This window comes from Rhizobium cauense, from assembly GCF_019511525.1.
GTDB classification, from domain to species: Bacteria; Pseudomonadota; Alphaproteobacteria; order Rhizobiales; family Rhizobiaceae; genus Rhizobium; species Rhizobium cauense.
Window position 1 is genome coordinate 87,110 of sequence record NZ_JAEUAT010000007.1, and the last position, 25,565, is coordinate 112,674.

Consider the following 25,565-nt stretch of genomic DNA (forward strand, 5'->3'; position numbering starts at 1 on the left):
AACGCTTCGTCCGCACGAATGCGCCGCCGCCTGATACCGAGATTTGCTGATTGAGTAAAGAAAAAGGCAGCTCAACCGATCATTTCGGCAAGGCCGCGAACGGTGTTCCAGTTTCGCAACGTGCCGATGCCCATCCGCTTCGTCGTCAGTGCGGAAAGCAGCTTCCATTCGCTCGGCTTGCCGGCGAAATCGATCCAGAGGTCGCCACCGGTGATCGCCAGGCGCTGCTTCGCATCAGCGTGAGGCCGCAGCGTCTCGATGGCTGACGGCGCAAGCGGTTTGCGCATCACACGGACGATCACCTGGCTGCCCTCGCCGTCCGGAAACGGGTTCGATTTTGCGAGGCCCAGCCAGTCGGTGCCCCTGCGCACGATGATATCGACCGGCTTTCCGAAGCGCGCCTTGAAAGCAGCCTCCAGTCTTGTCTCGGTCTCGCCTGGCTGCGTGACGTCGGCCTCGAAGACGAGGTTGCCTGTCGATACCAGCGTTCTTGGATTTCGGTATCCGATGTCGACGGCGAGGTCGCGGAGGTCGGACATCACGACGCGTCGACCGGGCGCAAGCACGATGCTGTGGAGCAGAGCTACATATATCATTTTCTCCTCAACTCCGCTCCTAGACGTCGGCCGGATGCCAGGCATACCTGAATTCGGCAGATACGTTTCGGCACTCGAGCGACGCGGTCATGTTTCAGCCGGGCTTGCGGCCGAGCGCAAGATAGCGCCACGGCGTCCACCAGCGAAAGCTTTCACCGAGTTGGTCCGGAACCGGGTCGAGCCCGCTGGTGCCGCCCGGTCCACAGCGCGCGACCCGGAACAGCGTCATCCATCCACCACTCCACAGACCGTGGCGCGCGACCGCTTCGTAGCCATATTCCGAGCATGTCGGGATGTGTCGGCAGGAATTGCCGATGAAGCCGGAGAGTGTCAGTTGGTAGAGGCGGATGAGCGCCATGCCGAACAGTCTGCCGGGGGTCTTTGGAAACGGCCCGGCATAGTTGCGGGAGTAGGAGCCGGTTCGCTTGCGAGGCGGCGCGGCACCACCCTCGTCGTCGTCATCGCGGTTTGCTGAGCAGAATTCGCACATCGGCTTATCCGCCTAGGCCTCAACGGTTTCTGAGCGTTTGGCCTCGATCTGGCCGATCGCGTCTACGACGGCATCGAAGGTCAGCATCGTTGAGGCATGTCGTGCCTTGTAGTCCTTCACGGGGCGAAGATAGCGCATGTCCTCGAAGCGGCCGTCCGGCCCTTCGCCGTCGGCTTTCAGCATCGCCAGCATATCCTCGCGCGCCTTCCGCAGTTCGGTCGTATTTGCGCCGACGACGTGGCGTGCCATGATTGATGAAGAAGCCTGACCAAGTGCGCAGGCTTTGACGTCATGCGCAAATGCGGTAACCGTATCGCCATCCATCTTCAGCCATATCCTGACCTTGGAGCCACAGAGCTTCGAGTGTGCCTGGGCGCTCGCGTCCGCGTCGAGCAGGCTGCCGATCAGCGGAATATTCCCCGCGAACTCGAGGATTTTGCTGTTGTAGATATCATCCATCGCGGATTCGGCTCCCGAATTCAGGCGGATTGGCGCCTCAAAACTCATTGTAGCACAAAAGAAAAACACAGCGTGTCGCGCCGGGAGACTTACATAAGGACGCCATTCTCCTATATGTATGTCGTTCGAAGGCCATGAAAATGCAATGGCCTCGGCTAAGTTTGATTGGGAAACCGTGCCGGAAGGGCGGCCATTTGAAGCCCTGAAAGCCCCGGAGCCTGCCAAAGGTGCATGAATTCCCTTGAGTGGAATTGCCAGTGGCTAGTCCGAAAGACGATCCGCAAAAGCGGATCAGGAGACTGTTACATATGGACGCCATCATCAAGAATTTTCCGCAGACGCCTGCCGATCTCGAGGCCGATCGGCCAAGTCAGAAAGAGGCCGAGGACGCTGTTCGTACGCTCCTGCGCTGGGCGGGGGATGATCCGTCGCGCGAGGGTTTATTGGATACGCCGGCTCGCGTCGCCAAGGCCTATCGTGAGCTTTTTGCCGGCTACGATATGGACCCGGAAGATGTGCTTGGACGCACCTTCGAAGAGGTTGCCGGCTATGACGACATGGTCCTGGTCAGGGACATCCCCTTCTTCTCTCATTGCGAACACCACATGGTGCCGATCATCGGCAAGGCACACGTCGCCTATATGCCGGATGGCAAGGTCCTGGGGCTCTCCAAGATTGCTCGCGTCGTCGAAATCTACGGCCGTCGCCTGCAAACGCAGGAAACCATGACCGCCCAGATAGCCAAGGCCATCGATGATACGCTGGCGCCGCGGGGCGTTGCCGTCCTGATCGAAGCCGAACACATGTGCATGGCAATGCGCGGCGTGCAAAAGCAAGGCTCGACCACATTGACGACAACTTTTACCGGAACGTTCAAAACTGAGCCGGCTGATCAAGCCCGATTCATGACCATGGTCCGGAGCCGCTGAACACGGCTTCCATTAAGAAAGCCGCGATGATGCCCTTTGCCTTTAATGCACCGTCCGACGACAAATCCGAACTCGAGGACGCAGGTGATTTCACACCGCGGTTCGATGACCGTGGCCTGATCACTGCGATCGTGACTGATGCCAAGGACGGTGAACTACTGATGGTGGCGCATATGAATGCGCAGGCTCTCGCCTTGACCATACAGACCCGAAAAGCTCACTACTTCAGCCGCTCGCGTGGCAAGCTCTGGATCAAGGGCGAAACGTCGGGCAACACCCAGATGGTCAAGGAAATCCGGACGGATTGCGATCAGGATGCCATTTGGTTGAAAGTCGAGGTCGCCGGCCATGATGCTACCTGTCATACTGGCCGCCGGTCCTGCTTTTACAGAACGGTGAACCTCGAAGACGGCAAGCCGATGCTCGAAATCGTCGATGACGAGCTGCAGTTTGATCCGACACAAGTTTACGGAAAAGAGACTTAAAAGCCGGCAATTGCCTCTTATTGGGCCAAAACCTACACCTATATACGAATTGGAAAGGGAGACGGGACACTATTATAGTCATATGAGTGTTCTGCCGGGAGGGAGACGAGCCATGCTGAATTGGGGTTTGTACCGCCAAAGCGCCGAAGCCGGTACATCCAACAACAGCACGCCAACGACACCGGATACGAATGCTCCTCCCGCCCCCGCCCCTGCCCCGAAGAGAACCAAGCTGGCGCTAGCGCTAGGCGGAGGAGCCGCCCGCGGCTGGGCGCATATTGGTGTCCTTCGCGCCCTCGACGAGGAAGGCATCGAGATCGGCATGGTTGCAGGGACCTCGATCGGCGCGCTGGTCGGCGGATGCTATCTGGCGGGAAAGCTCGATGAGCTGGAGGCATTTGCTCGATCGTTGACGATGCGCCGGATCGCCAGTCTGCTTGACCTGACGATCGGCGGCAGCGGCCTGTTCGGCGGTATGCGGCTCACCAAGCGGATGCAGGAGCATCTGGAAGGCCTGAATGTCGAAGACCTCGACAGACCTTTCGTCGCGGTCGCTGCGGAAGTGAATACCGGCCACGAGGTCTGGATCGCAAATGGCTCGCTGATCACGGCGCTTCGGGCCTCTTATGCATTGCCCGGCATATTCGAGCCCATTCGCAGCAACCAACGCACGCTCGTTGACGGTGCTTTGGTGAATCCCGTCCCTGTTTCCGTCTGCCGGGCCTATGAGCAGCCGCTCGTCGTGGCCGTCAACCTGAATTACGATCTCTACGGTCGGTCGGCTGTGGTCCGGCACAATGCCACCCTCTCTCCGTCGGAAGTGCAACGGCGCGAGGAAGCACCTTACGCCAAGCTCGGCATGACCGGCGTGATGGTTCAGGCGTTCAACATTATCCAGGACAGAATTGCGCGAGCGCGCCTTGCGGGAGATCCACCGGACCTATCGCTTCAGCCGCGTCTCGGCGATATCGGCCTTTCGGAATTCCACCGCGCTGGCGAAGCAATCGAGCGCGGTTACGAGGAGGCCAAGCTGAGGCTTCCGGAGCTGAAGCGGATGCAGGAGTTGTTCGCCGGCTCTGTTTAGGCCGGCGAAGTGTTTCAGCCGGCGATGTAGGCCTTGATCTGTTCGGCTTCCAGTTCGACTTCGGCGATACGCGTCTTCACGACGTCACCGATGGAGATGATACCTACTAGCTTGCCGTTCGTTTCAACGGGAACGTGGCGGAAGCGTCGGCTTGTCATAAGCTCCATGAGGTCGTTGACGGTCGAATCTTCATGACAGCGGTAGACCTTCGCTGTCATCAGCGAAGAAATCGGCTGGTCGAGACAGGCAGCGCCCGCTTTGGCGATCGCATGCACGACGTCGCGTTCCGTGAAAATACCGGAAATCTTGTTTTCCATCCCGACGATGACGACAGCGCCGATCTTCTTCTTGCTTAGAAGTACGGCAGCTTCGGAAACGGTCGTATCTGGACCGGCAGTGACGACATTCCTGCCCTTTGCGTCAAGTATAGCTTTGACAGTATTGGACATTTTGAACCTCCTATGTCGAAAGTGAAACACTTCAACTGATCACAGGCATCCGCGTCGGTATCTCTCCTCCCATCGCGGATCAGTTCGAATGGTGCACTCCAATCCTCAAGATTGCAATATATCCGATGTCTCTGAAGTTAACGGCGGCTCGGGCGGCGTCCTGTCGAAAAGGCCGAAGAGAAGGAAGCCGAACAGGAACCCTCCGATGTGGGCATCCCATGCAATCGCTTGCGATCCGTCGCCGATCAAGGGCACTCCAACCGCGATCAGGATGTTTCCTACGAACCAGAAGAGAATGAACGCAACCACAGTGCGGCTGCGAAACGCTTCAATCATGGAAAGACGTGCATTTAGATGCGCCGGCCGGATGATGCGCTGTTCCGGCGGGAAAGCGAAGCGGCAGGCAGCTCCCATCAGCCCCGATACCACACCCGACGCCCCGATGAGCAACGTAGCGTCTCCCCAATTCAACACCGCATGGAGCGCGGCTGAGGCAATCGCGGAAAGCGCCCAGAAAACGACGAAACGAAACGTGCCAATCCGCCGCGCCACGGGAGCGCCGAAAGCCATGAGCCACAGTCCGTTAAAGACGATGTGCTCGATGCTGCCATGAAGAAATGAGTAGGTGACCGGTGTCCAGAAGAGCTGCGGTCCCTGTTCCGACAGCGGCGTGATGTAGCGCAGTGGAATAAAGCCGAGATTGAAGAACAGCCAGTCGATGTCGCTGCCAGAAAGGAACAGCGACTGGACGAGGTATAGCAGCCCCAGGATCGCAAGTGCCGCGAGCACCGGGCCGGGAACGTTGAAAACGGGTGATCGCGGTGGGGTCGCCGGGGGCTCCATGGCCGCTTGCGGCTCGACCGATTGCTCGTTCATCTTCGTCCTCGCTAGTGTCTGCGACAGCCTTACAGGACGAAAGGAAAAAAAAGAAGCCGCCCGGAAAAGACCGGACGGCCTTCGAGCGTCTATCGGGGATGCCCCCTTGCCCGACAATTTGTGCTGAACTTCCCTAAGCAGGAAGCGATGTGCAGACATTGCCACGGCACGCCTGTCTGCTCAACCGAAACTCTTCTTTAACCTTAACCGCCCCGAGTTGGCATGAAAAACGCACAGCACCTAGCAGCATGGCCATGATGGCCTTGTTCTGATCTGAACTGAAACAGTTGGTACTGCAATGCGTCTCAAAATGACAATCGGCCTGTTCGAATATTGGGATCGCATCCGCGGCCAGGATCGTGCGCCGTTGAGATCGCAGGTCGAGCCAACGGACCTGCGGCAGATACTGTCGAGTGTGTTTCTGCTTGAAACAAGTGATGCGGGGCGCGTGGTCTTTCGTCTTGCCGGAACGCGCATTTGCGATTTTTTCAACCGCGACCTCGGCGGCGCTGCGCTGACTGAACTGTGGGCGCACAGTCATGACGATATCGAGACCATTGCGGCTGGCGTGATGGAGCATGCGGCTCCCGCCCTGTTGAGTGTTACTGGCTGCAGTTCTGCCGGCCACCGTGCCTGCTTTGAGATGATCCTCCTTCCGCTCCGTTCAGACAACGGCCGCTGCGACAAGATCCTTGGCGCCCTCGCTCCCGACGCGAGTCCCAGCTGGCTTGAAGTCGTACCGCTGCAGGTTCTCACGCTTGACCACAGCCACCTGCTGCGCGAACGGCCGGGCGCGGATTGGGAACTCAGCGATGCGGAGCCCATGGAGGACGCCTCTTGCGCGCGCCCGCCATCGATCGGCGACACGATACGCCGGGTCGTGTCCGACCTCTTCAACGAAGGTGGCGCTTCCGGCCTACCGTTTCGACACAACTGATTATGCGTGTAGAGGGCAAACCTGAACAACCTTCTGTTAAGGGATTACGGGTAATGATCGCACGGTAGTATTTCATGAAGAAGCCCTTTGATGCACGCGTTCCAGCAAGTTCAGACGCAACGGACTGCGCCCCGCCTCGAACAAGGTGCATTTCAACGCGTCCCAATCAACATGCAGGGTCGGCTAATGCTGGCGAGCTACGAGGAATATGAGTGCCTCGTTGTCGATATGTCGCCGGGCGATATGTACGTGACCTGCCAGGGGCGTCCTCGAGCCAATGAACGCGTCGTTGCCTACATTGACCATCTCGGTCGGGTCGAAGGTTACGTGCAGGCGGTGGACGGCGGTGGTTTCGTTATGTCGATCCACGCGACCGAGCGTAAGCGCGAAAAGCTTGCGGCGCAGCTCACCTGGCTTGCCAACAAGCATGAACTCGGCCTTCCTGAGGACCGTCGCCACGACCGCTTGACGCCGCGGGAGACCAAGACGGAGATCATGCTGGAGGACGGCGCTCGTTATACCTGCCGCATCATGGATTTGTCGCTTTCTGGCGCCGCAATCGATGTCGAAGTGCGTCCGCCGATCGGCACCCCCCTTCGTCTCGGCAACATGCGCGGTCGGGTTGTCCGCCATTTCGTGGAAGGCGTCGCGATCGAGTTCCTGTCTCTCCAGTCGCGCGAAACGCTCCGCGAGTTTCTCTGAGTACTGTCACAAGCGCGTCGCGCCCATGATGCATGAGGCTGCCAAAGCAGGCGGCACCTGACGATTCTTTATCCTGAAATAGAACCTTACGAGAGCGGTTTCCTCGATGTGGGCGACGGCCACAGCCTCTACTGGGAGGCTTGCGGGAATCCAAACGGTCGGCCAGCGCTCTACCTTCACGGCGGTCCGGGTTCCGGCTGTTCGGCATTCGCTAGACGCTACTTCGATCCATCGGTCTACCGCACTGTCCTCTTCGATCAACGCAATTGCGGGCGAAGCGTGCCCAATGCCGCCGAGATGGAGACTGACCTTGAAACCAATACGACCTGGCATCTCGTCGAAGACATCGAGAAACTGAGACATCACCTGCGGGTGACATCATGGCTCTTGCTTGGCACGTCCTGGGGATCGACGCTGGCGCTTGCTTATGCTGAAACGTATCGGGAATTCACCCGCGCGATCGTACTTTCGGGCGTCACCACCACGCGCCCCTCAGGAATTGAATGGCTGACAGATGGAATGGCCAGGCTCTTTCCCGCGGAGTGGGACCTGCTGTTGGACGCCCTCCCCGCCAACCTCAGAGAGGCCGGCGTCCTCGAAGGCTATCACCGGCTGCTCAATTCACCCAATCTTGCAACTCGCATCGAAGCTGCTCGCGATTGGCATAAATGGGAAGCCGCATCGATCCTCCTCGCGGACCCGGGTGGGCTTCCACGTCGCTGGCGGGATCCGATTTACCTGCTGACACGGGCGCGCATTATCACGCACTACTTCCGAAATCGCGCATGGCTTGATGATGGCGCTCTCTTGCGCAACGCAGGACTGCTGGCGTCGATACCTGGAATACTCGTTCAGGGGCGCCTGGATTTGGAGGCTCCGCTCGTCACGGCCTGGGAACTCTCCAGAGCATGGCCTCAAAGCCAACTGGTTATTGTCGAGAATGCCGCTCACTCAATATCGCACGACGGCTTGGCGCGCGCCATTGTGGACGCGACCGACAAATTTCGCGAAATCTAGAAAAATAATTTTGCTGATCGGACTGAAATTGGCCTGCCAGCAGGCCGATTTCACGACCTGATCTAAGTCGCGCGCCGAGGTACGCGACAGGCTTCCAGCGATCCCGGATGGTAAAGAACCGCCTAACAAAAGATCGCGACGGCCATTGCTGTTAAGACTCTGTCCCAAAATGCGCCGGTTGGTACATAGGAGACCTTTCAGTGGAAGTGAAAAATTTAATCAAATTTAGCGCAAAAACGTTTCGAATTTTATCTGCATTCGACTTTGTTTTTAGTCGATTTCTCCGCGTGTTTGAATCAACTAAGCCTTTAATTTAACTGCGTAATTTTGCGTCGAATAAAAATGTCCATGTCATGTTCTCCTCACAACGGGGACACGACAAATGACAATGGCAACTTTCATCAAGGCAGGGCTGGCCGCCGGTGTGATGCTGATAGCGATGATCGGTTCGGGACAGGCCACACCGCTGAATACGACTGTACTCGGAAATGCCAGCCCGCCGATCGGCGCCTATCAATTCTGCAAGGAGATGCCGGCAGACTGCACGAACCCGGCTGGCGACGAGGGCGAGCTTGTCCTGACCGAGGAGCGCTGGAAAACCATCCTCAAGATCAACTATCAGGTCAATTCGACGATTACTCCGATGACCGACAAGGAGATCTATGGTGTCGAGGAGCGCTGGGCCTATCCCCGTACCGTTGGCGATTGCGAAGACTACGCGCTGCTGAAGCGCAAGATGCTGATCGACGCGGGCTTCTCGCCCTCCGATCTGCTGATGACGGTCGTCCTGCAGCCGAATGGCGAGGGCCACGCGGTGTTGACCGTCCGGACCGACCGCGGCGACTTCGTGCTCGACAACATGCGCAACAAGGTCATGCTTTGGGCCGATACCGAATACACCTTCCTCAAGCGCCAATCCTCTGCCGATCCAACCCGTTGGGTCAAGTTGCAGGACGGCCGTGCCGTTGCGGTCGGTAGCGTGAAATAGGTCAATCGCCGGAACATCCCGGCGAGATACGCGGCCCCGGTCTCCCCCGCGTCCCCGTCCCTGACCGGTGCCACAGAACCGCTCCCGCTGTCCCGGGGGCGGTTCGTTTTTTTGGTCCTCAGCATGGCTGGTTAACCGCCTATTAACCGTGTCGGCCGGATTGTTTCTCCAATCACTCGGCACCGGCGGCTCGTGTTTCCTATTGCGGCGGTCTGACATTCGAAAGCCGCCATGAGCCACACCGCGCACCGTGCCCACCAACGCGACGAAACCCCGCTCCTTTCGACGAGCTTCCTTATCCGCCTTACCGCCGTCATAGCGTGCCTTGCGGCGTTGACCCTTGCGATCAGTTTGGGCGGCCGCTGGTTCGGCGCACGTATATCCATGGCTGGCAATACCGACTCGACGAAACAGGTAACGTTGACGATTGGGCGCGATACGCTGCGCCTCCCGGCGAACACACTGCGTTTCTCCAATCAACGGCGCGATGGCGGGTTAGAACGAGTCGACCTCTATCTGACCTGGCCGGAAATGCAGGGGTACAGCAAGGAGCATCGCGACCGCTTCGACAATATAACCCAAACGTCCGGGCTTATCTTCCTTCAGGTCGCGCAGAGCACCATGTCGCGCGATATGTCCGGTCGATTGGGGCCGATCTATTCGCATCTCATCGAAGGGGATGGAGTGCCATTCGCCAACGGGATGACGCTGCACCACCTGAGAGCCGACGCGGGCTATGCCGGCGAGGTCCTGTTGACGGCGCCACGTCCCGGCGGCTCGGATTACGCCGTCCGTTGTGCTTTGCCGTCGATCCCGAAAATGGCAACAAGCGGCGACTGCCAGCGCGATATCAAGGTCGGTCGCGACTTAACTGTGCTTTACCGATTCTCTAGCAGCCACCTGCCTGATTGGGACCATATTGATGCCGCTATTCGCCATTTTGTGGAGGCGCGGCTTGTGAGCGCTTCTGAGACAAGCCGCTAGAATGATCCGATGTGGCGAAAGAAACGATTAATCATAAACGGATTGGTAACCCCGCACGAATAACTTGGCGAGAGAACGATCGTGCGGCGATCTCCCTGAACATCAGAAATGCAAGCGAAGAGTATAATAGTGTCAAGGTCAGCCTCCTCCGTATTCCCATCACGATACCGCAGTCTTGTAGTTAGGGCGATCACGGCGCTTTCCTTGGCCGCGAGTATCGTCATGGCCGACTCGGTCAATGCAGATGCGGAGGCTGCGAACTCGAAATATGCCGGCATCGTTGTTGATGCGAAGACTGGCAACGTTCTCTACAGCGAGAACGCCGATCGCCTGCAGTACCCGGCATCGCTGACAAAGATGATGACGCTCTACCTGACATTCGAGGCGCTCGAGCAAGGCCGCATTCGTCTGGATACGCCTGTTCCGTTCTCCGCTTTCGCCTCCGCTCAGCAACCGACCAAGCTTGGTGTCCGGCCTGGTGGCACGATTACCGTGGAGCAGGCGATTTTGGGGCTCGTGACGCTCTCGGCTAACGACGCGTCGACCGCACTGGGTGAACTGCTTGCGGGTACGGAAGGTCGCTTTGCGCAGGTGATGACGGCCAAGGCGCATGCACTCGGCATGACCCGCACGACCTATCGCAACGCGAACGGTCTGCCGAACACCGCGCAGATGACGACGGCCCGCGATCAAGCCCGCTTGGGTATCGCGCTTCGTCAGCACTTTCCTCAGTATTACGGCTATTTCTCCACGCAGAGCTTCAAGTTTGGCCAGCGCGTTATCCGCAGCCACAACCGCCTCGTCGGGTCGGTCCGCGGTGTTGATGGCATCAAGACAGGCTATACGCGTGCCGCCGGTTTCAATCTCGTCAGCTCGGTAGAGGTCGATGGCAAGTCGATCGTCGGTGTTGTTCTGGGTGGCGCCTCCACTCCTGCGCGCGACAACCAGATGCGCAAGCTTATCGCGACCTATCTGCCAAAGGCCTCCAGCCGTCGTGGTTCCTCCGAGCTGATCGCGCAAACGCCACCGCAGCCGGCGCCTGTAGCCGAAACGCGTGTTGCCTCGGCGGCTCCTGATGTGAGCTTGCCGCGCACTGCGCCGGCTCCCGACACTCGCTACCAGCCGGCTTCGACACAGGTCGCCTACTCTGATGTCGCCAAGCCGAAGTCCGACAATCCGCTGCTGCAGGAAATGCCGGCTCCGACGAAGGTCAAGACGCAGTCGATCAAGCAGGCGTCGATCGCCACTCCGACGCCGGCGCCTGCCTATGTGCCGCCTGAACAGGGTGATGTTTCGGTGGACGAAGTGACGACCGCTTCGACGAAAGAAACACAGCCAACTGGCTGGGCCGTCCAGATTGGCGTGTCCGCCAGCAAGGAAGGCGCAATGGATCTCCTGGATGGCGCCAAGAGCAAGGGTGGCAAGGTGCTGCGTTTCGCCAAGCCCTTTGCTGTTGCAAACGCCGGAAGCTACCGCGCTCGCTTTGGTGGGTTCGAGGACCAGCGTTCCGCGGTCAATGCCTGCACCGCGCTCAAGCGTGCAGGTGTGAAATGCTGGGCAACTGCCCAATAGTTTGCGGTTCGCCGCCTGCCGGTGCCGGCGGCGACTCCAAAGCGTCGTGATCGGTGTGTTTGATCCGACGGAATTCTGAGACTCGGTTTGTAATGCGTACGGGGATGAGAATGGCGATCAACGAGAATGTTCCGGAGTTTCCGGCACACGGCCGGGTGACCGGCAAAAATCCGCGAGCAGGGCTTCACCCGCTTCACGAGGCGGCGTTGCGGCTGGCGGAAATAGGGTTGCATCGGCAGAAGCCGAAATCTGCGAAGACGAAAGATCTTATAAATCTGTTGCTCAGCCACGGCGCGCGTGCCTGGCGTTACTCGCAGCCTGAGGCCAACATCCATCTTCACGTCACCTGCCCGGAAGGCCGGACACCGGTTACGCTGCGTTTGCGTTGATCAGAGCAAACCAAGTTCCGAAAGCTCGCGGCGAAGGTCCGCGGGCATTTCTGCAATTCCCTCGCCCAGACTCGTCAAATCCCGCGGCACGTCTTCCTGCGGATAGTAACGCCATCCCTGGAAAGCTCGCTTTGGCTGCACCGCGGTCTCGATGACCTCAGGACCGAGGACCAGATGGCAACGTGAGATCCCTTCGCCATCGGTGAATGTCTGGATGTCGAGCAGTTTCTGGCGCGCCTGCACCTGCCCTTTGATAACCCAATAGAGCGAACCGCCGTCGAGCAAGTCCTCGACGCGCTTGGGTACCATCCTCGTCGTATGCACGGAATGCGGCTCGTGACCGGCGGCGATAGCGCGTAAGGAACGTTCAGCGACCCATTCGCGCAGATCGTCGATGGAGTCTGCGCCCACGCACAATTTGATGAGATGCAATGCCATGCCGCCGTTGAATGCCTTTTATCAGGCAGCGTCAAGCGGCAAGTCGCATGTCCACAAAGTCAACATTCCACGACGTTAACGGCAAGCCCGCCTGTGGATGTCTCCTTATATTTGTCGCTCATATCGTTCCCGGTCTGGCGCATGGTCTCGATGCAGGCATCCAACGGAACGAAATGCTTGCCGTCGCCCTTGATCGCGAGCGAAGCCGCCGTCACCGCCTTGACTGCACCCAGCGCGTTTCGCTCGATGCATGGAACTTGCACCAGGCCGGCGACAGGATCACAGCTCATGCCGAGATGATGCTCAAGCGCAATTTCGGCGGCATTCTCGATCTGCTCGGGCGTGCCGCCCATGACCGCGGCGAGGCCCGCCGCTGCCATCGCAGCCGCAGATCCCACCTCGCCCTGACAGCCGACCTCCGCACCGGAGATCGAAGCATTGTGCTTGATGATTCCGCCGATTGCCCCGGCGGTAAGCAGGTAATCGCGGATACCGTTCTGGTCCCAGTCGTCGTGAAAATGCTCGTAGTAGCGAATCGTCGCTGGAATGACCCCTGCCGCACCGTTTGTCGGCGCCGTGACGACGCGCCCGCCGGCTGCATTCTCCTCGTTGACGGCCATGGCGTAGACGCTGAGCCAGTCGTTCGCGAGAAGCGGGTTTATCCGGTTGCTGCGCCATTCTTCCTGAAGCTTGTCGTGGATCGCCCTGGCCCGACGGCGGACGTTCAATCCGCCGGGCATGATACCGTCAACCTTGAGGCCTCGCTCGATGCAGGAGCGCATGGCTTCCCAGATACGATCGAGGCCGGCGTCCAACTCCTCACGGCTGCGTTGTGTCTCCTCATTGGCGCGCTTCATTTGCGCGATCGAGAGGCCGGAGCGCGCCGCCATGTCAAGCATCTGCTTGGCTGAAGCGAAGGGATACGGAACCCTGAGCGTCTCGGAAGATGTTTTCTTCTTCGCGCGCATCTGTTCGAGTTCCGTGTCGGTAACGACGAAGCCGCCGCCGACGGAATAGTAGATTCGCTTGATGAGCATCCGCCCATCCTTGTCGAAGGCGGAAAAGGACATGCCGTTGGCGTGGCCAGGCAAGGGTTGCTTCTTGTCGAAAATCAGGTCGCTCTTCGGCTGGAAGCCATAAGCTGGGTGGCCGGGCGGTGAGATACGTCCGCTACGCTCGACCTTGTCGATGATGCTGTCCATCTCGTCCGGATCGACACTGTCGGGCTGTTGACCCATCAGTCCGAGAATAACCGCCCTGCCCGTTCCATGGCCGATCCCGGTGTGTGCCAGCGACCCATGCAGGCTCACCTTTATCGAGGCGACTGCAGCGCCAGACGTCGGGCGTGGCCAGTCGTTCGACATGATGAGGTCGAGAAACCGATTGGCTGCGGTCATCGGACCCATGGTATGCGAGCTTGAGGGACCGACCCCGATTTTGAACACGTCGAAAACGGAAAGGAACATGACTGCGTCCTGTAATGTTGCTGCCTGAAGCTACGTCAACGCCCAATAAGATTCCCGCGATGGACCGACATGGCATTTCACGCGTGCGACATCAGTAAAACGAAGCGCGGCGTCTTGCCAGTCATTGCAGCGTGCGCCTGCATCTGTAGAGTGGCGCGCGGCGATGGGACTGATTCAATATAATGATGACGACAGCGGATTACATTGCACTCGGATTCTTTGCAGCGGCTTGGTTCTGCTATGCGCGCCTGTTGCAGGGGGCGAACTTCTTCGGCCGGACCAGTCTCACCCATGCGATGCGGGAGCGCCGGCGCGAGTGGATATACAATTCGTTGCGTCGCGATCTGAAGATGATCGATACGCAGATCATGGCCGGTCTGCAGAACGGCACGGCCTTTTTCGCCTCGACTTCCATTTTTGCTGTCGGCAGTTGCTTTGCCTTGCTTGGCGCGACTGAGAAGGTGGACGCGGTTTTCGCTGACCTCCCATTCGTTCTTCACAGTGGACACGCCGTCTTCGAGATGAAGGTTGGCGGCCTTGCCGCGCTTTTTGGATATGCCTTCTTCAAGTTCGGCTGGTCGTATCGCCTCTTCAACTATTGCACCATTCTCTTCGGTTCGATCCCGATGATGCGCGACACTGAGCAGGACGTGATTGCCGCCGAGCGGGCCGCGGAGCGCGTTATCCGCATGAACATCATTGCTGCAGGTCATTTCAACGAAGGCCTACGCGCCATCTTCCTCTCGATCGGCTACCTTGGTTGGTTCATCAACCCCTATGTCTTCATGCTGACGACGACAGTCGTTATCGTTGTCTTGACGAGGCGGCAGTTCTTCTCCGAGGCGCGGCTGGCAATCATGGACACTCAACCGCCATCAAATCTCCACCTTTCGCCTGTTTCCCGCGGCAGAGCAAACGATGGTGATCAATCATCCGAGGGATTGTGAATGATGTCTCCGGCGACGGGAACATATGCGAGCGCCAAGCTCCCGCGCATTGGCCTGCTGGATACCGCACGTGGTGTTGCACTGCTGGCGATGGCGACCTACCACTTCACATGGGATATGGAGTTTATGGGCTACCTTGCCCCGGGAACCGCCGAAACCGGTTGGCTGAAGCTCTATGCGCGCGCCATCGCGTCCACATTCCTCTTCATCGTCGGAATCAGTCTCGTCCTTGCCAACAAACCGGAGATCCGCTGGCAGTCGTTCTGGAAGCGGTTTGCCATGATCGCAGCGGCCGCGCTGGCGATCTCCGTGGCTACGCGCTTCGTCTTTCCTGACGGATGGATATTCTTTGGTATCCTGCATTCCATCGCGGTACTCAGCCTGCTCGGCCTTGTCTTCCTGCGCATGCCGTTGCCGATGACAATCATCGTGACGGCGGTCGTAACCGCGGCTTGGGTCGTAGACACCTGGATTGCGCCGGATCTCCTGCGCGCGCCGGTCTTCAATCCGCGCTACCTGGCCTGGATCGGTTTGGCCGAAATGCCGCCGCGATCGAACGATTTCGTCCCGATCTTCCCTTGGGCAGTGCCGTTCCTGTTTGGCATGACGGCTGCGCTTCTTGCCATGAGGACGACGCTACTCGACAGACTTGCCGCTTTCGGCACCGGTTCAACTCTGCTGACAAAGGCCGGGAGACACAGCCTCGCTTTCTACCTCATCCACCAGCCAGTGCTGATTGCTGTTGCCTACGGACTATCCGTGCTCATGCCACCCGCGAAACCGGATCCGGTTGAAACCTACCTGAAGCAATGCAACGCCTCGTGCGTGATGCAGGAAGGCGAAGCGCTATGCCGCAGCTTCTGCCAGTGCACGCTCGGCAAGCTGCAGACTGAGGGCTTGTTCACTGAATTCCAGTCTGGCGCCGTCAAGCCGGATGACGGGCGAATATTGGCGTTGGCAAGCGAGTGCAGTGTCAACGCGCAATAGTCAGGTGCCGACACCGATGTCGGCCAGACGACCGAGGCAAGCCTCTTCGATATTGTCGAGTTCGGCCAAGGTGTCGTCGATATCCTTGCGCTTCTGACGAAGATCTTCGCGCTTTTCGTCAACGCGCTTCATAAGGAGCTTCAACTGGCCCAGTTCGCCTGGCGGTTCCTTGTAGACCTGGATAATCTCGCGGATTTCCGCGATGGTGAAGCCGATGCGCCGACCGCGCAGGATTTCCTGGATCAGACGACGATCCGCCGGCCGGAACAGCCGCGTGCGTCCGCGCCGCTCCGGATGGATAAGCCCTTCGTCTTCGTAGAACCTGAGCGTACGAGTCGATACGCCAAATTCGCGCGTCAACTCCGTTATGCTATAGTATTTGCTAACCGGCATGGGCTCCCCACCATTGTGAGAAGCAATAATATTGACTTTTACGTAATAGTCAATTTGTGCAAGCTAATTTTCGAGCCGGCTAAATTCCAAACCACCAGGTGGCAATGCCAAGAAAAGCAAAAAAGCCTGTGCAGTCAGTCACCGTCGTGACGAAGACCGAGGACGCAATCGCGGGATCCGCGCCGACTTTGTCCAATAGCAGTGGCAGCAGGATTCCAGCAAGTGCCGCGGCAAACAGGTTGATAACCATGGCCGCGCCGATCACGAAGCCCAGTTGGTAGTCGTGGAACCATGTCGCAGCAATCGCGCCCATGATGACCGAGAAAAGCGCGCCATTGGCAATGCCAACCCCAGCCTCTCTGCGGATGATGCGGCCGGCATTGTAAATATCGATATCGCCGGTTGCGAGCGCGCGTACGGTAACCGTCATCGTTTGCGTGCCCGCGTTACCGCCCATGGATGCCACGATAGGCATCAGCACTGCGAGCGCGATCATCTTCTCGATCGACTCGTCGAAAAGGCCGATAACGCTGGCTGACAGCAAAGCTGTTCCAAGATTGATCAGCAGCCACAGAAAGCGCGAGCGCACCGTCGAGAAAACATTGTCGGACAATTCTTCGTCGCCGACGCCGCCGAGGCGCTTGATGTCCTCGTCCGCTTCTTCGTGAATGACATCCACGACGTCGTCGATCGTAAGGACACCCACCAGCCTGTCGTTCTCGTCGACGACGGCGGCTGAAAGAAGGTCATATTGCTCGAAAAGCTGGGCGGCCTCTTCCTGGTCCATCTCCGCGGGAATCGGATGGTTCGTCTCCCGCATGATCGATTCGACCTTCGTCTGTCGCTTCGTACGCAGGATCTTGTCCAGGTCGACGGCGCCCAACAGCCGGAATGTCGGGTCGATGACGAAAATCTGCGAGAAGGAATACGGCAGGTCTTCCTCGTCACGCATGTAGTCGATGGTTTGACCAACCGTCCAGAATGGCGGCACTGCGACGAATTCCGTCTGCATGCGGCGTCCAGCCGAGCTTTCGGGATAGTCGAGCGCCCGTCGCAGTCGTACACGCTCGGTAAACGGAAGTTGCGCGAGGATTTCTTCCCGGTCCTCGGTGTCGAGGTCCTCAAGAATGTAGACGGCGTCGTCGGAATCGAGTTCGCCGATTGCCGCGGCAATCTGCTCGTTCGGCAGCTGGTCGACGATCTCGCGCCGAATCGTTTCATCGACCTCGGTCAGCGCCGTCATGTCGAACTGGTCGCCGAGCAGATGCACCAGGGCGAGCCGCTGGTCTGGCTGCAGCGATTCGAGAAGGTCGCCTATTTCCGATTCGTGCAGGCGGGCGACGTGCTGACGCAGGAAGATCGTGTCACGATCCGCGATCGCGGCACCCACCAGTGCAAGGAAATCGCCGCGAACGTTGCCGTCCTCATCATAGATGTCGGCGTCACCGCTCTCCGGCCGCGGGCGGACGAGCTCTTCTGCATCGTTCGTCATGATCTGCCGCCCTCGCATCTCGTTTGAAGTTCAACGACTAAGCGCTGAAATGCATGGTTTCCTGCTAGCTCAAAGCTCGAGGTCCGTCCAGCCGCAAACGCCTCGTATGGATGACAATGCGCATGCGTGACGATAGTTTCCCCGCATCTGGAATCAGGAGCCTGGACCGTGGCTATCCGCCCCATATTGCGCTTTCCCGACGTCGGCCTCAGAACTGTCTGCAAACCTGTCGAAGTCTTCGATGAAAAGCTGCGCGAACTTGCCGACGACTTGCTGGACACCATGCGGGCCGCCCCCGGAGTTGGTATCACAGCTGCGCATATTGGTGTCGCCCTTCGGGTCGTCGTGATCGAACTCGGCGCCGAACCAGTGCGCTACTTTGTCAATCCTGAGATCATCTCTGCTTCAGACGAGACGATTCGCCAGGTTGAGGGTAGCGTCTCGATGCCCGGCATGACCGACGAGGTCGAAAGACCAAATGTGATTCGTGTTCGCTACAGCGATACGGCCGGCGCCGAGCACGAGGAAGTGGCGGAGGGCTTCCTGGCGGTCTGCATACAGCACGAGATAGACCAGCTTGATGGTATCTTCTGGATTCAGAGACTGTCCCGGTTGAAGCGGGAGCGGCTAGTCAAGCGCTGGCAGAAGCTGCGCGATTAACCCTTGTTCAATGAGGCATTAAACACCCTCAAAGATTGCATGTCTCCTGCCGCACCCCGTCATGGGGTGTCGGAAGTGTTCCATCACAAAACTGTCAAATCTCGGTCGCGGAACCGTGATTTCATTTGAAAAAATTGACAATCGGACGTGATGGTACGCCCACATTCCTGCCGCAATTCGAGCGCGAAACTGCTTTCGCCGAGGGTTTGGTTTCGTTGTTGCTACAACGATGAATTGAGGAGATTCTCAATGCGCTTCAAATTTGCCGCCGCCGCCTCCATCCTTGCCCTCGGCCTTGCAGGTACGGCGTTCGCTCAACCGCAGTACTCGAACGACTACAGCAATGACAGCGACGGCTTTGCACCGGTCCAAGTGGCTCCGCCCAAGCCGATCCATTACACGCATCGGAAGGCTCCGGAGTACTCGTCGGACTATACGAATGACAGCGACGGTTTTGCTCCAGTCCGCATGTCGCCTCCGGTCGACAAGACGACGACAGCCAGTATCAAGCCCTTGCCCGACTGCGATTACATGAAGACGAACTCCAAGGTGCATACGGCCGGTGGGGACAGCGGGGCCTCCCATACGGACGCCTGCCGCGACATCGGCGATAAATAGCGAATCTGAGGCAGAGGGCCGGTTGCCCGACCCTCTGCTTCCAAATCTTCGAGTGATCGCTGTCAGCTATCGCTGATTGTTTCACCAAAGACTGTTTCGAATGCCTGCCGAAGTCGTATGTCGACATCGGGCATCATCACCGGAAGGCCGAGATCGACCAGGCTCGTAACGCCATGAGTGGAAATTCCGCACGGAACGATTCCGCTGAAGTGCTCAAGATCGGGCTCGACATTCAGCGACAGACCGTGAAATGTCACCCACTTTCGCAACCGGATGCCGAGTGCGGCGATCTTGTCCTCAGCCATAGTGCCATCAGGCAGAGGCGGCTTGTCAGGCCTGCGCACCCAAACGCCAACACGGTCCTCACGGCGTTCCCCGCGAACATTCATCGAATCGAGCGTCCGAATGATCACCTCTTCGAGCGCTGCGACGAAGGCCCGTACGTCCTGTCGCCTGCGCTTCAGATCCAGCATGACATAGGCAACGCGCTGACCCGGGCCATGATAGGTATATTCGCCGCCTCGTCCCGTTGCGAATACGGGGAAGCGATCGGGCTGCACCAGGTCCTTGGTGTCTGCACTGGTTCCTGCCGTATAGAGAGGTGGATGCTCGACGAGCCAGACGAGTTCGTCGCCGCCGTCCGCAATCGACGCGACCTCGCGCTCCATGTTTTCCACAGCCTCCTCATAGGGCACGAGGCTGTCGGCGATCCGCCATCGAACCGGCCGCGAGCCTTCACGGGGAAACATGGATAATTGAAGATCTGTGCGTAGCATGGCCGTTCCTTGTCGCTGCTTGGGAGGCAGCATTGCGTAGGCCTATATGGCCCCGTTTTATGAGCGATTCAAATGCTGTGACTTCTTTTGAAAAAATCTGTCACATCGCACTTGTGTACCCGAAACGCTTTTGCTACATGCTGCCCCGCCGGCACAAATCGGCACCTACCACGATGCGGTCGTGGCGGAATTGGTAGACGCGCAGCGTTGAGGTCGCTGTGGGGCAACCCGTGGAAGTTCGAGTCTTCTCGACCGCACCAACCATCTCTACAGTGGTCATTTAGAGATAAAATCGTCTCCTCATCCTCTTGTTGAAGAAATCACTCTAGGGCTTTCGGACGAGTACGCTATCGGTGTCCATGATAGGGGACACGCTAGGTCCACGCCGGGTCACTTCTTGTCTCCGATTGCGGTTGCGATCGCTTCAGTTCCAGGCAGGGCCAGCGATTCTTTTTATCATCTTGCCACCAAGAGGGTGACCCTCCCGCGAAACCGGGCAAGGTGCACGACGTCATTCGTCTCTTTGGCTGATTGTCCTCTTCACCAGACGGGTGATCTTCGGTATAGGCCGTTGAACCGAAAACCGAATCCCATCCATGCGCAATCCTCCGGAACACCAGAATCCCTTACAGGGCATGGCCTTGATGGCAGGCGCAATGTTCGTGCTGCCTGCGATGGATGCGATCGCCAAGTACATGGCGACCTTCGAGGGAATGTCACCCGGCCAGGTGACGTTCTATCGATTTTTCTTCCAGCTCGTCTGCACTTTGCCGTTCCTCTTTGCGATCTTCGGCCGCAATGCACTTCGCGCCAAACGCCCATGGATGAACCTGCTGCGCGGGGCGTTGCATGGGGCAGCCAGCCTGCTCTTCTTCGTCGCCGTTAAGTACATGCCGCTTGCTGACGTGTTCGCGATCTACTTCGTCGAGCCGTTCATGCTGACGGCACTCTCAGCGCTCTTCCTTGGCGACAAGGTCGGCTGGCGGAGATGGACGGCGATTGCCGTCGGCTTCGGCGGAGCAATGATCGTCATCCAGCCAAGCTACGAGATTTTTGGGTTGAAGGCACTCCTGCCCGTCTTCTGCGCCTTCCTCTACTCGCTCTACCTCTTTCTCAACCGGGCGATCGGCGATGCCGACTCTCCGCTGACGATGCAGACCATGGCGGGCATCGGCGGCACCGCGTTCATGGCGGTCGCCCTTGTCGCCGGCAACGGCCTCGGCATTAGCGACTTCCATCCCTCTTTGCCCTCGTCGTCGCTGGGGTTGATATTGTTGCTGATCCTGGGGACGATTTCCGGTTACGCGCATATGATCATCGTCCGGGCATTCCGGCTGGCTCCGCTGTCGCTGCTGGCGCCCTTCCAGTATTTCGAGATCATTTCCGCAACCGTGCTCGGCTACGCGCTTTTCGGCGATTTCCCGAACTTCTCGAAGTGGATCGGCATCCTGATCATCGTTGCTTCCGGTCTCTTCATCATCTGGCGGGAACGCGTACAGGCCCGATCGTTAAAAACGTCGTGACCGCCTGAGTACGCTGTTAACACTGCTTCTTGAGGGATCATAAATTCGCTCGCGCTAGAAGGACCTTCGGCCTCATGATGAGGTCTGGAGATAAAAGATGAGCGAATTCCGTCTCGCTTTTCCGGCATGTGTCATCGCCGGAAAGCATCGGCTGACGGCCGAAGATATCGGTCTGTTGCGCAAGCATACCTTCCCGGAAGGTATCCGGACCTCGGACGACGTGGTCGTCATGCTTGCGCTGAATAATTCCTGCCCAGAAAAGTGCCCGGAATGGAGCTCGTTCTTCGTGGAGCACCTTGCCGATTTCATCGTCAACTACACCTACCCACAAGGCTCGCTCGACGAGATAAATGTCGCCTGGCTGATGCGGATGGTCGCAACCGACGGCGTCGTCAATTCGGCGCTCGAGCTCGAACTCGTTCTGCATGTCATCGAGATCTCAGCAAACGTACCGGACGATCTGCGCGCCTTTGCGCTCGAGCAGCTGCGGCTTGCGCTGACCGAGAACATCGGCGGCTACAAGCCATGCCGCCCCGTGGATCGAAAAGGCATCACCCGCCAGGATATCGACTATGTAATGCGTGTTCTGCGCAGCGTAAGCGATGCCGGCGTGATCAACGCACCACCCCTCACCTGGAACGTCCTCATGCGGATCGCCGAGGAAACGCTGCCCGCAGCGAATCATCCGCGATGGGCCGATATCCTTGGCGCCCTTCAGCTGGTGGAATATGCCGCGCCGTCGCGCCGCAGCCGCTGGCTGAGGATCGTCGATGACACTCCAGACAGCGAGACTGCGGTCGCCTGACACCCGTCGATATTCTTTCGGCTGATTGTGCGTTCCGGTGTTTATGCGTAAAACTCCGGGACGCATATTTTGGGTGGAGTCTTCATGTTCAAGAAAATCCTGATCGCGAATCGCGGCGAGATCGCTTGCCGCGTTATCAAGACTGCGCGCCGTATGGGAATTGCTACGGTAGCGGTCTATTCGGACGCGGATCGGGATGCACTCCACGTCGAAATGGCTGATGAGGCCGTTCATATTGGTCCGGCAGCGGCTGCCGAGAGCTACCTCGTGGCCGAAAAGATCATCGCCGCCTGCAAACAGACAGGCGCTGAGGCTGTCCATCCTGGCTATGGCTTCCTGTCCGAGCGTGCTTCATTTTGCGAAGCGCTCGAGAAGGAAGGGATTGTATTCATCGGTCCGAAGCCGAAAGCCATCATGGCCATGGGCGACAAGATCGAGTCGAAGAAATTCGCCAACGCGGCCAATGTCTCGACCGTCCCGGGCTATCTCGGTGTGATCGAGGACGCCTCGCACGCCGAAAAGATCGCCGCCGAGATCGGCTATCCCGTCATGATCAAGGCCTCGGCCGGTGGCGGTGGAAAGGGTATGCGCATCGCCTGGAACGAATCGGAAGTGCGCGATGGCTTCGACCGGGCGCGTTCCGAGGCGAAGAGTTCCTTTGGCGACGATCGCGTCTTCATCGAGAAGTATGTCGTTGAGCCCCGCCACATCGAGATTCAGGTGCTCGCGGACGGACACGGCAACGTGGTCTATCTCGGCGAACGTGAGTGCTCGATCCAGCGCCGCAACCAGAAGGTCGTCGAAGAGGCGCCCTCGCCTTTCCTCGACGCGAAGACGCGCGCTGCAATGGGTGAGCAATCAGTTGCGCTCGCCCGCGCTGTGGACTACCAAAGCGCGGGAACCGTGGAATTCATCGTCGATCGCGACCGCAATTTCTATTTTCTGGAAATGAACACGCGGCTGCAGGTCGAACATCCGGTTACCGAACTGATCACCGGTATCGACCTCGTCGAGCAGATGATCCGCGTTGCTGCCGGTGAAAGGCTTTCGTTCGCGCAGAACGACGTAAAGCTGAATGGCTGGGCGATCGAAAGCCGGTTGTATGCCGAGGATCCCTACCGCAACTTCCTGCCGTCGATCGGGAGGCTGACGCGGTATCGACCGCCGTCTGAAGGTAAGTCCGGGGTTGCCGTTGTCCGCAATGACACCGGTGTCTTCGAGGGTGCCGAGATTTCGATGTATTACGACCCGATGATTGCGAAACTGTGCACCTGGGCGCCGACTCGTCTGGAGGCGATCGATGCGATGGGCCAGGCGCTCGACGGTTTCGTTGTCGATGGGATCGAACACAACGTCCCCTTCCTGGCCGCACTGATGAAGCACCGGCGCTGGCGTGAAGGTCGCCTGTCGACCGGGTTCATAGCAGAGGAGTATCCGGACGGGTTTGCACCGATGGCCCCCGCTCCGGCAGAACAGGCAGTGCTCGCGGCAGTCGCGCTCTCGGTATCGCTCATCGACGGCAACCGTCGGGAGCGCTTCGCTGACCGACTGCGCCCCAATGGCGGCGCGACACGGGAGGAGTGGACGATCCGGCTTGGTGATGACTATGTGGGTGCGCGTTTGCTGGAGGGGTTTGTCACGATCCCCTTCGACATGGACATCGAGATCGGCGGCAAGAGTTTCAACGTCATCACCGACTGGAGACCTGGCGATGCCGTATGGCGCGGCAAGGTCGCGGGCGAGAGCGTGATCACGCAGATCCGCCCTATTCTCAACGGGCTTCGGCTGGACTGGCAGGGAATATCCCTGAAAGCCAAGGTGTTGACGCCGCGCCATGCCGCGCTTGACAAGCTGATGCCGGTCAAGCTCCCGCCGGATACATCGAAGCTGCTCCTTTGCCCGATGCCGGGCTTGGTCGTCTCCATTGCTGTGGTCGAGGGACAGGAAGTCAAGGCGGGCGAAACGCTTGCCGTGGTTGAGGCGATGAAGATGGAGAACGTGCTCCGCGCCGAACGCGATCTCGTCGTCAGCAAGATAAATGCCAAGCCCGGAGAGAGCCTGGCCGTCGATGCCGTGATCATCGAGTTTGCCTGACGGCGACCGGCGGCGGTTAAGTTTTGTTAACTGCCGCCCGCCTATGCTGAGCCGCCTGGCGGGATGCCTGGTGGAGGTAGCACATGACGACGCTGCAATCAGCGATCCTCTTGCTCGTCATAAATCTCGGCCTTCTCTGGCTTTTGATGCGAGCTCCACTTGGGCGCAGAACCATCCGTCTCAGCCGAACTTACTCATGCTCACCTGACGTCCTGTGGAGTGCGATAAATCCGGGCGGTCCTGACGCGTCCTGGCACCATTCAGTCCTGAGCAGCCAGCCGGTTGCCGACCGCCAGGGCCTCATCGAGCAAACCTATCGGCATCTGGACAAGAACGGCGCGCCCTGCCGCCGTCTTTTGGCGCTCGAATCGTCGCCACACGTTGCAAGGAACGCTCACGGATTCCAATCGCGGATCATAGATGACAGCGCGCTAGATCCCGCATTTTGGAGCAGCTACCGCGAGCGGCGTATCATTCGACCGGCAGGCGACAGTGCATTGCTCGAGATCGAGCAGACCGATCGCTACCGCGGGCTGGCCTTCCTGCTATTCCGCTACTTCGTGCTGCGGCGTGAAATGCAGGCGCTCGACGGATGGTTGAAGACGGGGAAATCCTTGCCGCAGGGCCACTTCGAGCGACCGCTCGTCCAAGGCGGACTTGCGGTTCTGTCGACCTTGTTGCTCTGGCCCTTCCTTGGCTTCGATGCCGCCGGCTTGATGCTCTCGACCTTCCTGACGCTCGTCATTGCACTGCATGAGCTGGGACATATGGCGGCCTATCGCATGTTCGGGCACGCACATGTCAGGATGATCTTCGTGCCGCTGCTTGGTGGCATCGCCATCGGTGGCAGGCCCTATCGGTCGCTGTTCGAAGTCGCGACCTGCGCGCTGATGGGCGCGGGAATGTCGGCCTTCCTGATACCGATTTTCACCGTCGCCACGCAGCTTGCGGACGCGGAGTGGCTGCCCTCGGCATCGCGCGAGCCTCTGCTCATTTTCATGTTGATTCTTGGCGCCTTCAACCTGCTGAACTTGTTGCCGATGCATCGCTTCGACGGAGGTCAGATCCTGCGTCAGGTTTTCCGCACGCGGGGCTCGCAGATTGCAGCCAGTTTCGTGGTAACGCTCTGCATTCTCGGCATTGGATTTCAGGTCGGGATCCCCGCGAAAATATTGACGGCAGGCCTTCTCGTCTTCACACTTTTAAGCTTCATCAGTGGCGGTTCGGCCAAGCCGCGCCAGATGCTCGAGGAAATGAAGGACGGCGAACGAATGCTGGTCGCTTTTGGGTTCTACGCCGCTCTAGCCATGCACGGCTATGCCATTATTTTCGCAACCGAAAAGCTCTTTTGACGCAAGCCGCACAACACTTGGCGCAATCAGTGTTGTAGGCGCGGAAATTCGCGCCGT

Annotated in this window: 28 protein-coding genes and 1 tRNA gene; 19 read left to right on the top strand and 10 right to left on the bottom strand. The window is 58.7% G+C overall.

Features of this window, described 5'->3' with window-relative positions; translation table 11 throughout:
- Positions 1-71 precede the first annotated feature (71 nt).
- From JNB88_RS14985 to JNB88_RS14995, 3 genes are all read right to left on the bottom strand, one after another.
- A complete protein-coding gene (locus JNB88_RS14985) occupies positions 72-596 on the bottom strand; it encodes a DUF1697 domain-containing protein (protein ID WP_220356153.1) in 525 nt (174 codons plus the stop codon).
- Between the two features lie 94 nt (positions 597-690).
- Positions 691-1,086 (bottom strand): membrane protein insertion efficiency factor YidD, encoded by a 396-nt coding sequence (yidD, locus tag JNB88_RS14990; RefSeq protein ID WP_037128007.1) that lies wholly within the window; start codon positions 1,084-1,086, stop codon positions 691-693.
- 12 nt (positions 1,087-1,098) lie between these two features.
- Positions 1,099-1,545: an iron-sulfur cluster assembly scaffold protein gene (locus JNB88_RS14995; protein ID WP_220356154.1), complete on the bottom strand. Its 447-nt coding sequence runs from the start codon at positions 1,543-1,545 to the stop codon at positions 1,099-1,101.
- A 308-nt stretch (positions 1,546-1,853) separates the two neighbouring features.
- Between JNB88_RS14995 and folE the strand changes: the two genes are divergently transcribed.
- The 3 genes from folE to JNB88_RS15010 all read left to right on the top strand — a co-directional run bounded on the left by folE (position 1,854) and on the right by JNB88_RS15010 (position 4,043).
- Positions 1,854-2,474: a GTP cyclohydrolase I FolE gene (folE, locus tag JNB88_RS15000; protein ID WP_037128009.1), complete on the top strand. Its 621-nt coding sequence runs from the start codon at positions 1,854-1,856 to the stop codon at positions 2,472-2,474.
- A 26-nt stretch (positions 2,475-2,500) separates the two neighbouring features.
- A complete protein-coding gene (hisI, locus tag JNB88_RS15005; protein ID WP_220356155.1) occupies positions 2,501-2,959 on the top strand; it encodes a phosphoribosyl-AMP cyclohydrolase in 459 nt (152 codons plus the stop codon).
- Positions 2,960-3,071: 112 nt separating this feature from the next.
- Complete coding sequence (locus JNB88_RS15010; RefSeq protein WP_220356156.1) at positions 3,072-4,043, top strand: patatin-like phospholipase family protein; 972 nt, start codon at positions 3,072-3,074, stop codon at positions 4,041-4,043.
- A gap of 14 nt (positions 4,044-4,057) precedes the next feature.
- Here JNB88_RS15010 and JNB88_RS15015 read toward each other — a convergent pair whose 3' ends face one another.
- Positions 4,058-4,492, bottom strand: a complete 435-nt coding sequence (locus tag JNB88_RS15015) for a CBS domain-containing protein (RefSeq protein WP_037128014.1) — start codon at positions 4,490-4,492, stop codon at positions 4,058-4,060.
- 105 nt (positions 4,493-4,597) lie between these two features.
- Complete coding sequence (locus JNB88_RS15020; protein ID WP_220356157.1) at positions 4,598-5,368, bottom strand: rhomboid family intramembrane serine protease; 771 nt, start codon at positions 5,366-5,368, stop codon at positions 4,598-4,600.
- 298 nt (positions 5,369-5,666) lie between these two features.
- On the opposite strand from JNB88_RS15020, the gene JNB88_RS15025 reads away from it, so the two are divergent.
- The 7 genes from JNB88_RS15025 (at position 5,667) to JNB88_RS15055 (ending at position 11,957) form a co-directional block, all read left to right on the top strand.
- The gene (locus JNB88_RS15025) at positions 5,667-6,305 is read left to right on the top strand and encodes a PAS domain-containing protein (RefSeq protein WP_220356158.1); all 639 of its coding nucleotides are present in this window, start codon (positions 5,667-5,669) and stop codon (positions 6,303-6,305) included.
- Between the two features lie 90 nt (positions 6,306-6,395).
- Entirely contained in the window at positions 6,396-7,007 is a 612-nt protein-coding gene (locus JNB88_RS15030; RefSeq protein WP_037128020.1) for a PilZ domain-containing protein, read from the top strand.
- 57 nt (positions 7,008-7,064) lie between these two features.
- Positions 7,065-8,024: a prolyl aminopeptidase gene (gene pip, locus JNB88_RS15035; protein ID WP_220356327.1), complete on the top strand. Its 960-nt coding sequence runs from the start codon at positions 7,065-7,067 to the stop codon at positions 8,022-8,024.
- Between the two features lie 382 nt (positions 8,025-8,406).
- On the top strand, positions 8,407-9,012 hold the full coding sequence (locus tag JNB88_RS15040) for a transglutaminase-like cysteine peptidase (RefSeq protein WP_220356159.1): 606 nt from the start codon (positions 8,407-8,409) through the stop codon (positions 9,010-9,012).
- A gap of 231 nt (positions 9,013-9,243) precedes the next feature.
- On the top strand, positions 9,244-9,996 hold the full coding sequence (locus tag JNB88_RS15045; RefSeq protein WP_220356160.1) for a hypothetical protein: 753 nt from the start codon (positions 9,244-9,246) through the stop codon (positions 9,994-9,996).
- Positions 9,997-10,104: 108 nt separating this feature from the next.
- On the top strand, positions 10,105-11,568 hold the full coding sequence (locus tag JNB88_RS15050; protein ID WP_220356161.1) for a D-alanyl-D-alanine carboxypeptidase: 1,464 nt from the start codon (positions 10,105-10,107) through the stop codon (positions 11,566-11,568).
- A gap of 110 nt (positions 11,569-11,678) precedes the next feature.
- Entirely contained in the window at positions 11,679-11,957 is a 279-nt protein-coding gene (locus JNB88_RS15055) for a hypothetical protein (protein WP_220356162.1), read from the top strand.
- Here JNB88_RS15055 and JNB88_RS15060 read toward each other — a convergent pair whose 3' ends face one another.
- Both JNB88_RS15060 and JNB88_RS15065 read right to left on the bottom strand, forming a co-directional pair.
- A complete protein-coding gene (locus tag JNB88_RS15060) occupies positions 11,958-12,395 on the bottom strand; it encodes a DUF1489 family protein (RefSeq protein ID WP_037128032.1) in 438 nt (145 codons plus the stop codon).
- A 59-nt stretch (positions 12,396-12,454) separates the two neighbouring features.
- On the bottom strand, positions 12,455-13,861 hold the full coding sequence (locus tag JNB88_RS15065; RefSeq protein WP_220356163.1) for an L-serine ammonia-lyase: 1,407 nt from the start codon (positions 13,859-13,861) through the stop codon (positions 12,455-12,457).
- 185 nt (positions 13,862-14,046) lie between these two features.
- On the opposite strand from JNB88_RS15065, the gene JNB88_RS15070 reads away from it, so the two are divergent.
- Both JNB88_RS15070 and JNB88_RS15075 read left to right on the top strand, forming a co-directional pair.
- On the top strand, positions 14,047-14,808 hold the full coding sequence (locus JNB88_RS15070; RefSeq protein ID WP_220356328.1) for a DUF599 domain-containing protein: 762 nt from the start codon (positions 14,047-14,049) through the stop codon (positions 14,806-14,808).
- Positions 14,809-15,795, top strand: coding sequence for a heparan-alpha-glucosaminide N-acetyltransferase (locus tag JNB88_RS15075; RefSeq protein ID WP_220356164.1), 987 nt, complete (start codon positions 14,809-14,811; stop codon positions 15,793-15,795).
- On the opposite strand, the gene JNB88_RS15080 is transcribed toward JNB88_RS15075, so the two are convergent.
- Both JNB88_RS15080 and mgtE read right to left on the bottom strand, forming a co-directional pair.
- Positions 15,796-16,188, bottom strand: a complete 393-nt coding sequence (locus tag JNB88_RS15080) for a MerR family transcriptional regulator (RefSeq protein WP_016554043.1) — start codon at positions 16,186-16,188, stop codon at positions 15,796-15,798.
- 79 nt (positions 16,189-16,267) lie between these two features.
- A complete protein-coding gene (gene mgtE, locus JNB88_RS15085) occupies positions 16,268-17,680 on the bottom strand; it encodes a magnesium transporter (RefSeq protein ID WP_222858034.1) in 1,413 nt (470 codons plus the stop codon).
- 168 nt (positions 17,681-17,848) lie between these two features.
- Here mgtE and JNB88_RS15090 point away from each other — a divergent pair, with 168 nt between their 5' ends.
- A complete protein-coding gene (locus tag JNB88_RS15090) occupies positions 17,849-18,340 on the top strand; it encodes a peptide deformylase (RefSeq protein WP_220356165.1) in 492 nt (163 codons plus the stop codon).
- A 249-nt stretch (positions 18,341-18,589) separates the two neighbouring features.
- The gene (locus tag JNB88_RS15095; RefSeq protein WP_220356166.1) at positions 18,590-18,958 is read left to right on the top strand and encodes a hypothetical protein; all 369 of its coding nucleotides are present in this window, start codon (positions 18,590-18,592) and stop codon (positions 18,956-18,958) included.
- A 62-nt stretch (positions 18,959-19,020) separates the two neighbouring features.
- On the opposite strand, the gene lipB is transcribed toward JNB88_RS15095, so the two are convergent.
- A complete protein-coding gene (gene lipB, locus JNB88_RS15100; RefSeq protein WP_220356167.1) occupies positions 19,021-19,734 on the bottom strand; it encodes a lipoyl(octanoyl) transferase LipB in 714 nt (237 codons plus the stop codon).
- Positions 19,735-19,909: 175 nt separating this feature from the next.
- Here lipB and JNB88_RS15105 point away from each other — a divergent pair.
- The 5 genes from JNB88_RS15105 to JNB88_RS15125 all read left to right on the top strand — a co-directional run bounded on the left by JNB88_RS15105 (position 19,910) and on the right by JNB88_RS15125 (position 25,508).
- Positions 19,910-19,994 (top strand) — tRNA-Leu (locus JNB88_RS15105).
- 336 nt (positions 19,995-20,330) lie between these two features.
- On the top strand, positions 20,331-21,257 hold the full coding sequence (locus JNB88_RS15110) for a DMT family transporter (protein WP_220356168.1): 927 nt from the start codon (positions 20,331-20,333) through the stop codon (positions 21,255-21,257).
- A 97-nt stretch (positions 21,258-21,354) separates the two neighbouring features.
- Positions 21,355-22,062, top strand: a complete 708-nt coding sequence (locus tag JNB88_RS15115) for a hypothetical protein (protein WP_220356169.1) — start codon at positions 21,355-21,357, stop codon at positions 22,060-22,062.
- An 84-nt stretch (positions 22,063-22,146) separates the two neighbouring features.
- A complete protein-coding gene (locus JNB88_RS15120) occupies positions 22,147-24,156 on the top strand; it encodes an acetyl-CoA carboxylase biotin carboxylase subunit (protein WP_220356170.1) in 2,010 nt (669 codons plus the stop codon).
- 83 nt (positions 24,157-24,239) lie between these two features.
- The gene (locus tag JNB88_RS15125; protein ID WP_220356171.1) at positions 24,240-25,508 is read left to right on the top strand and encodes a zinc metalloprotease; all 1,269 of its coding nucleotides are present in this window, start codon (positions 24,240-24,242) and stop codon (positions 25,506-25,508) included.
- Positions 25,509-25,565: the final 57 nt, after the last annotated feature.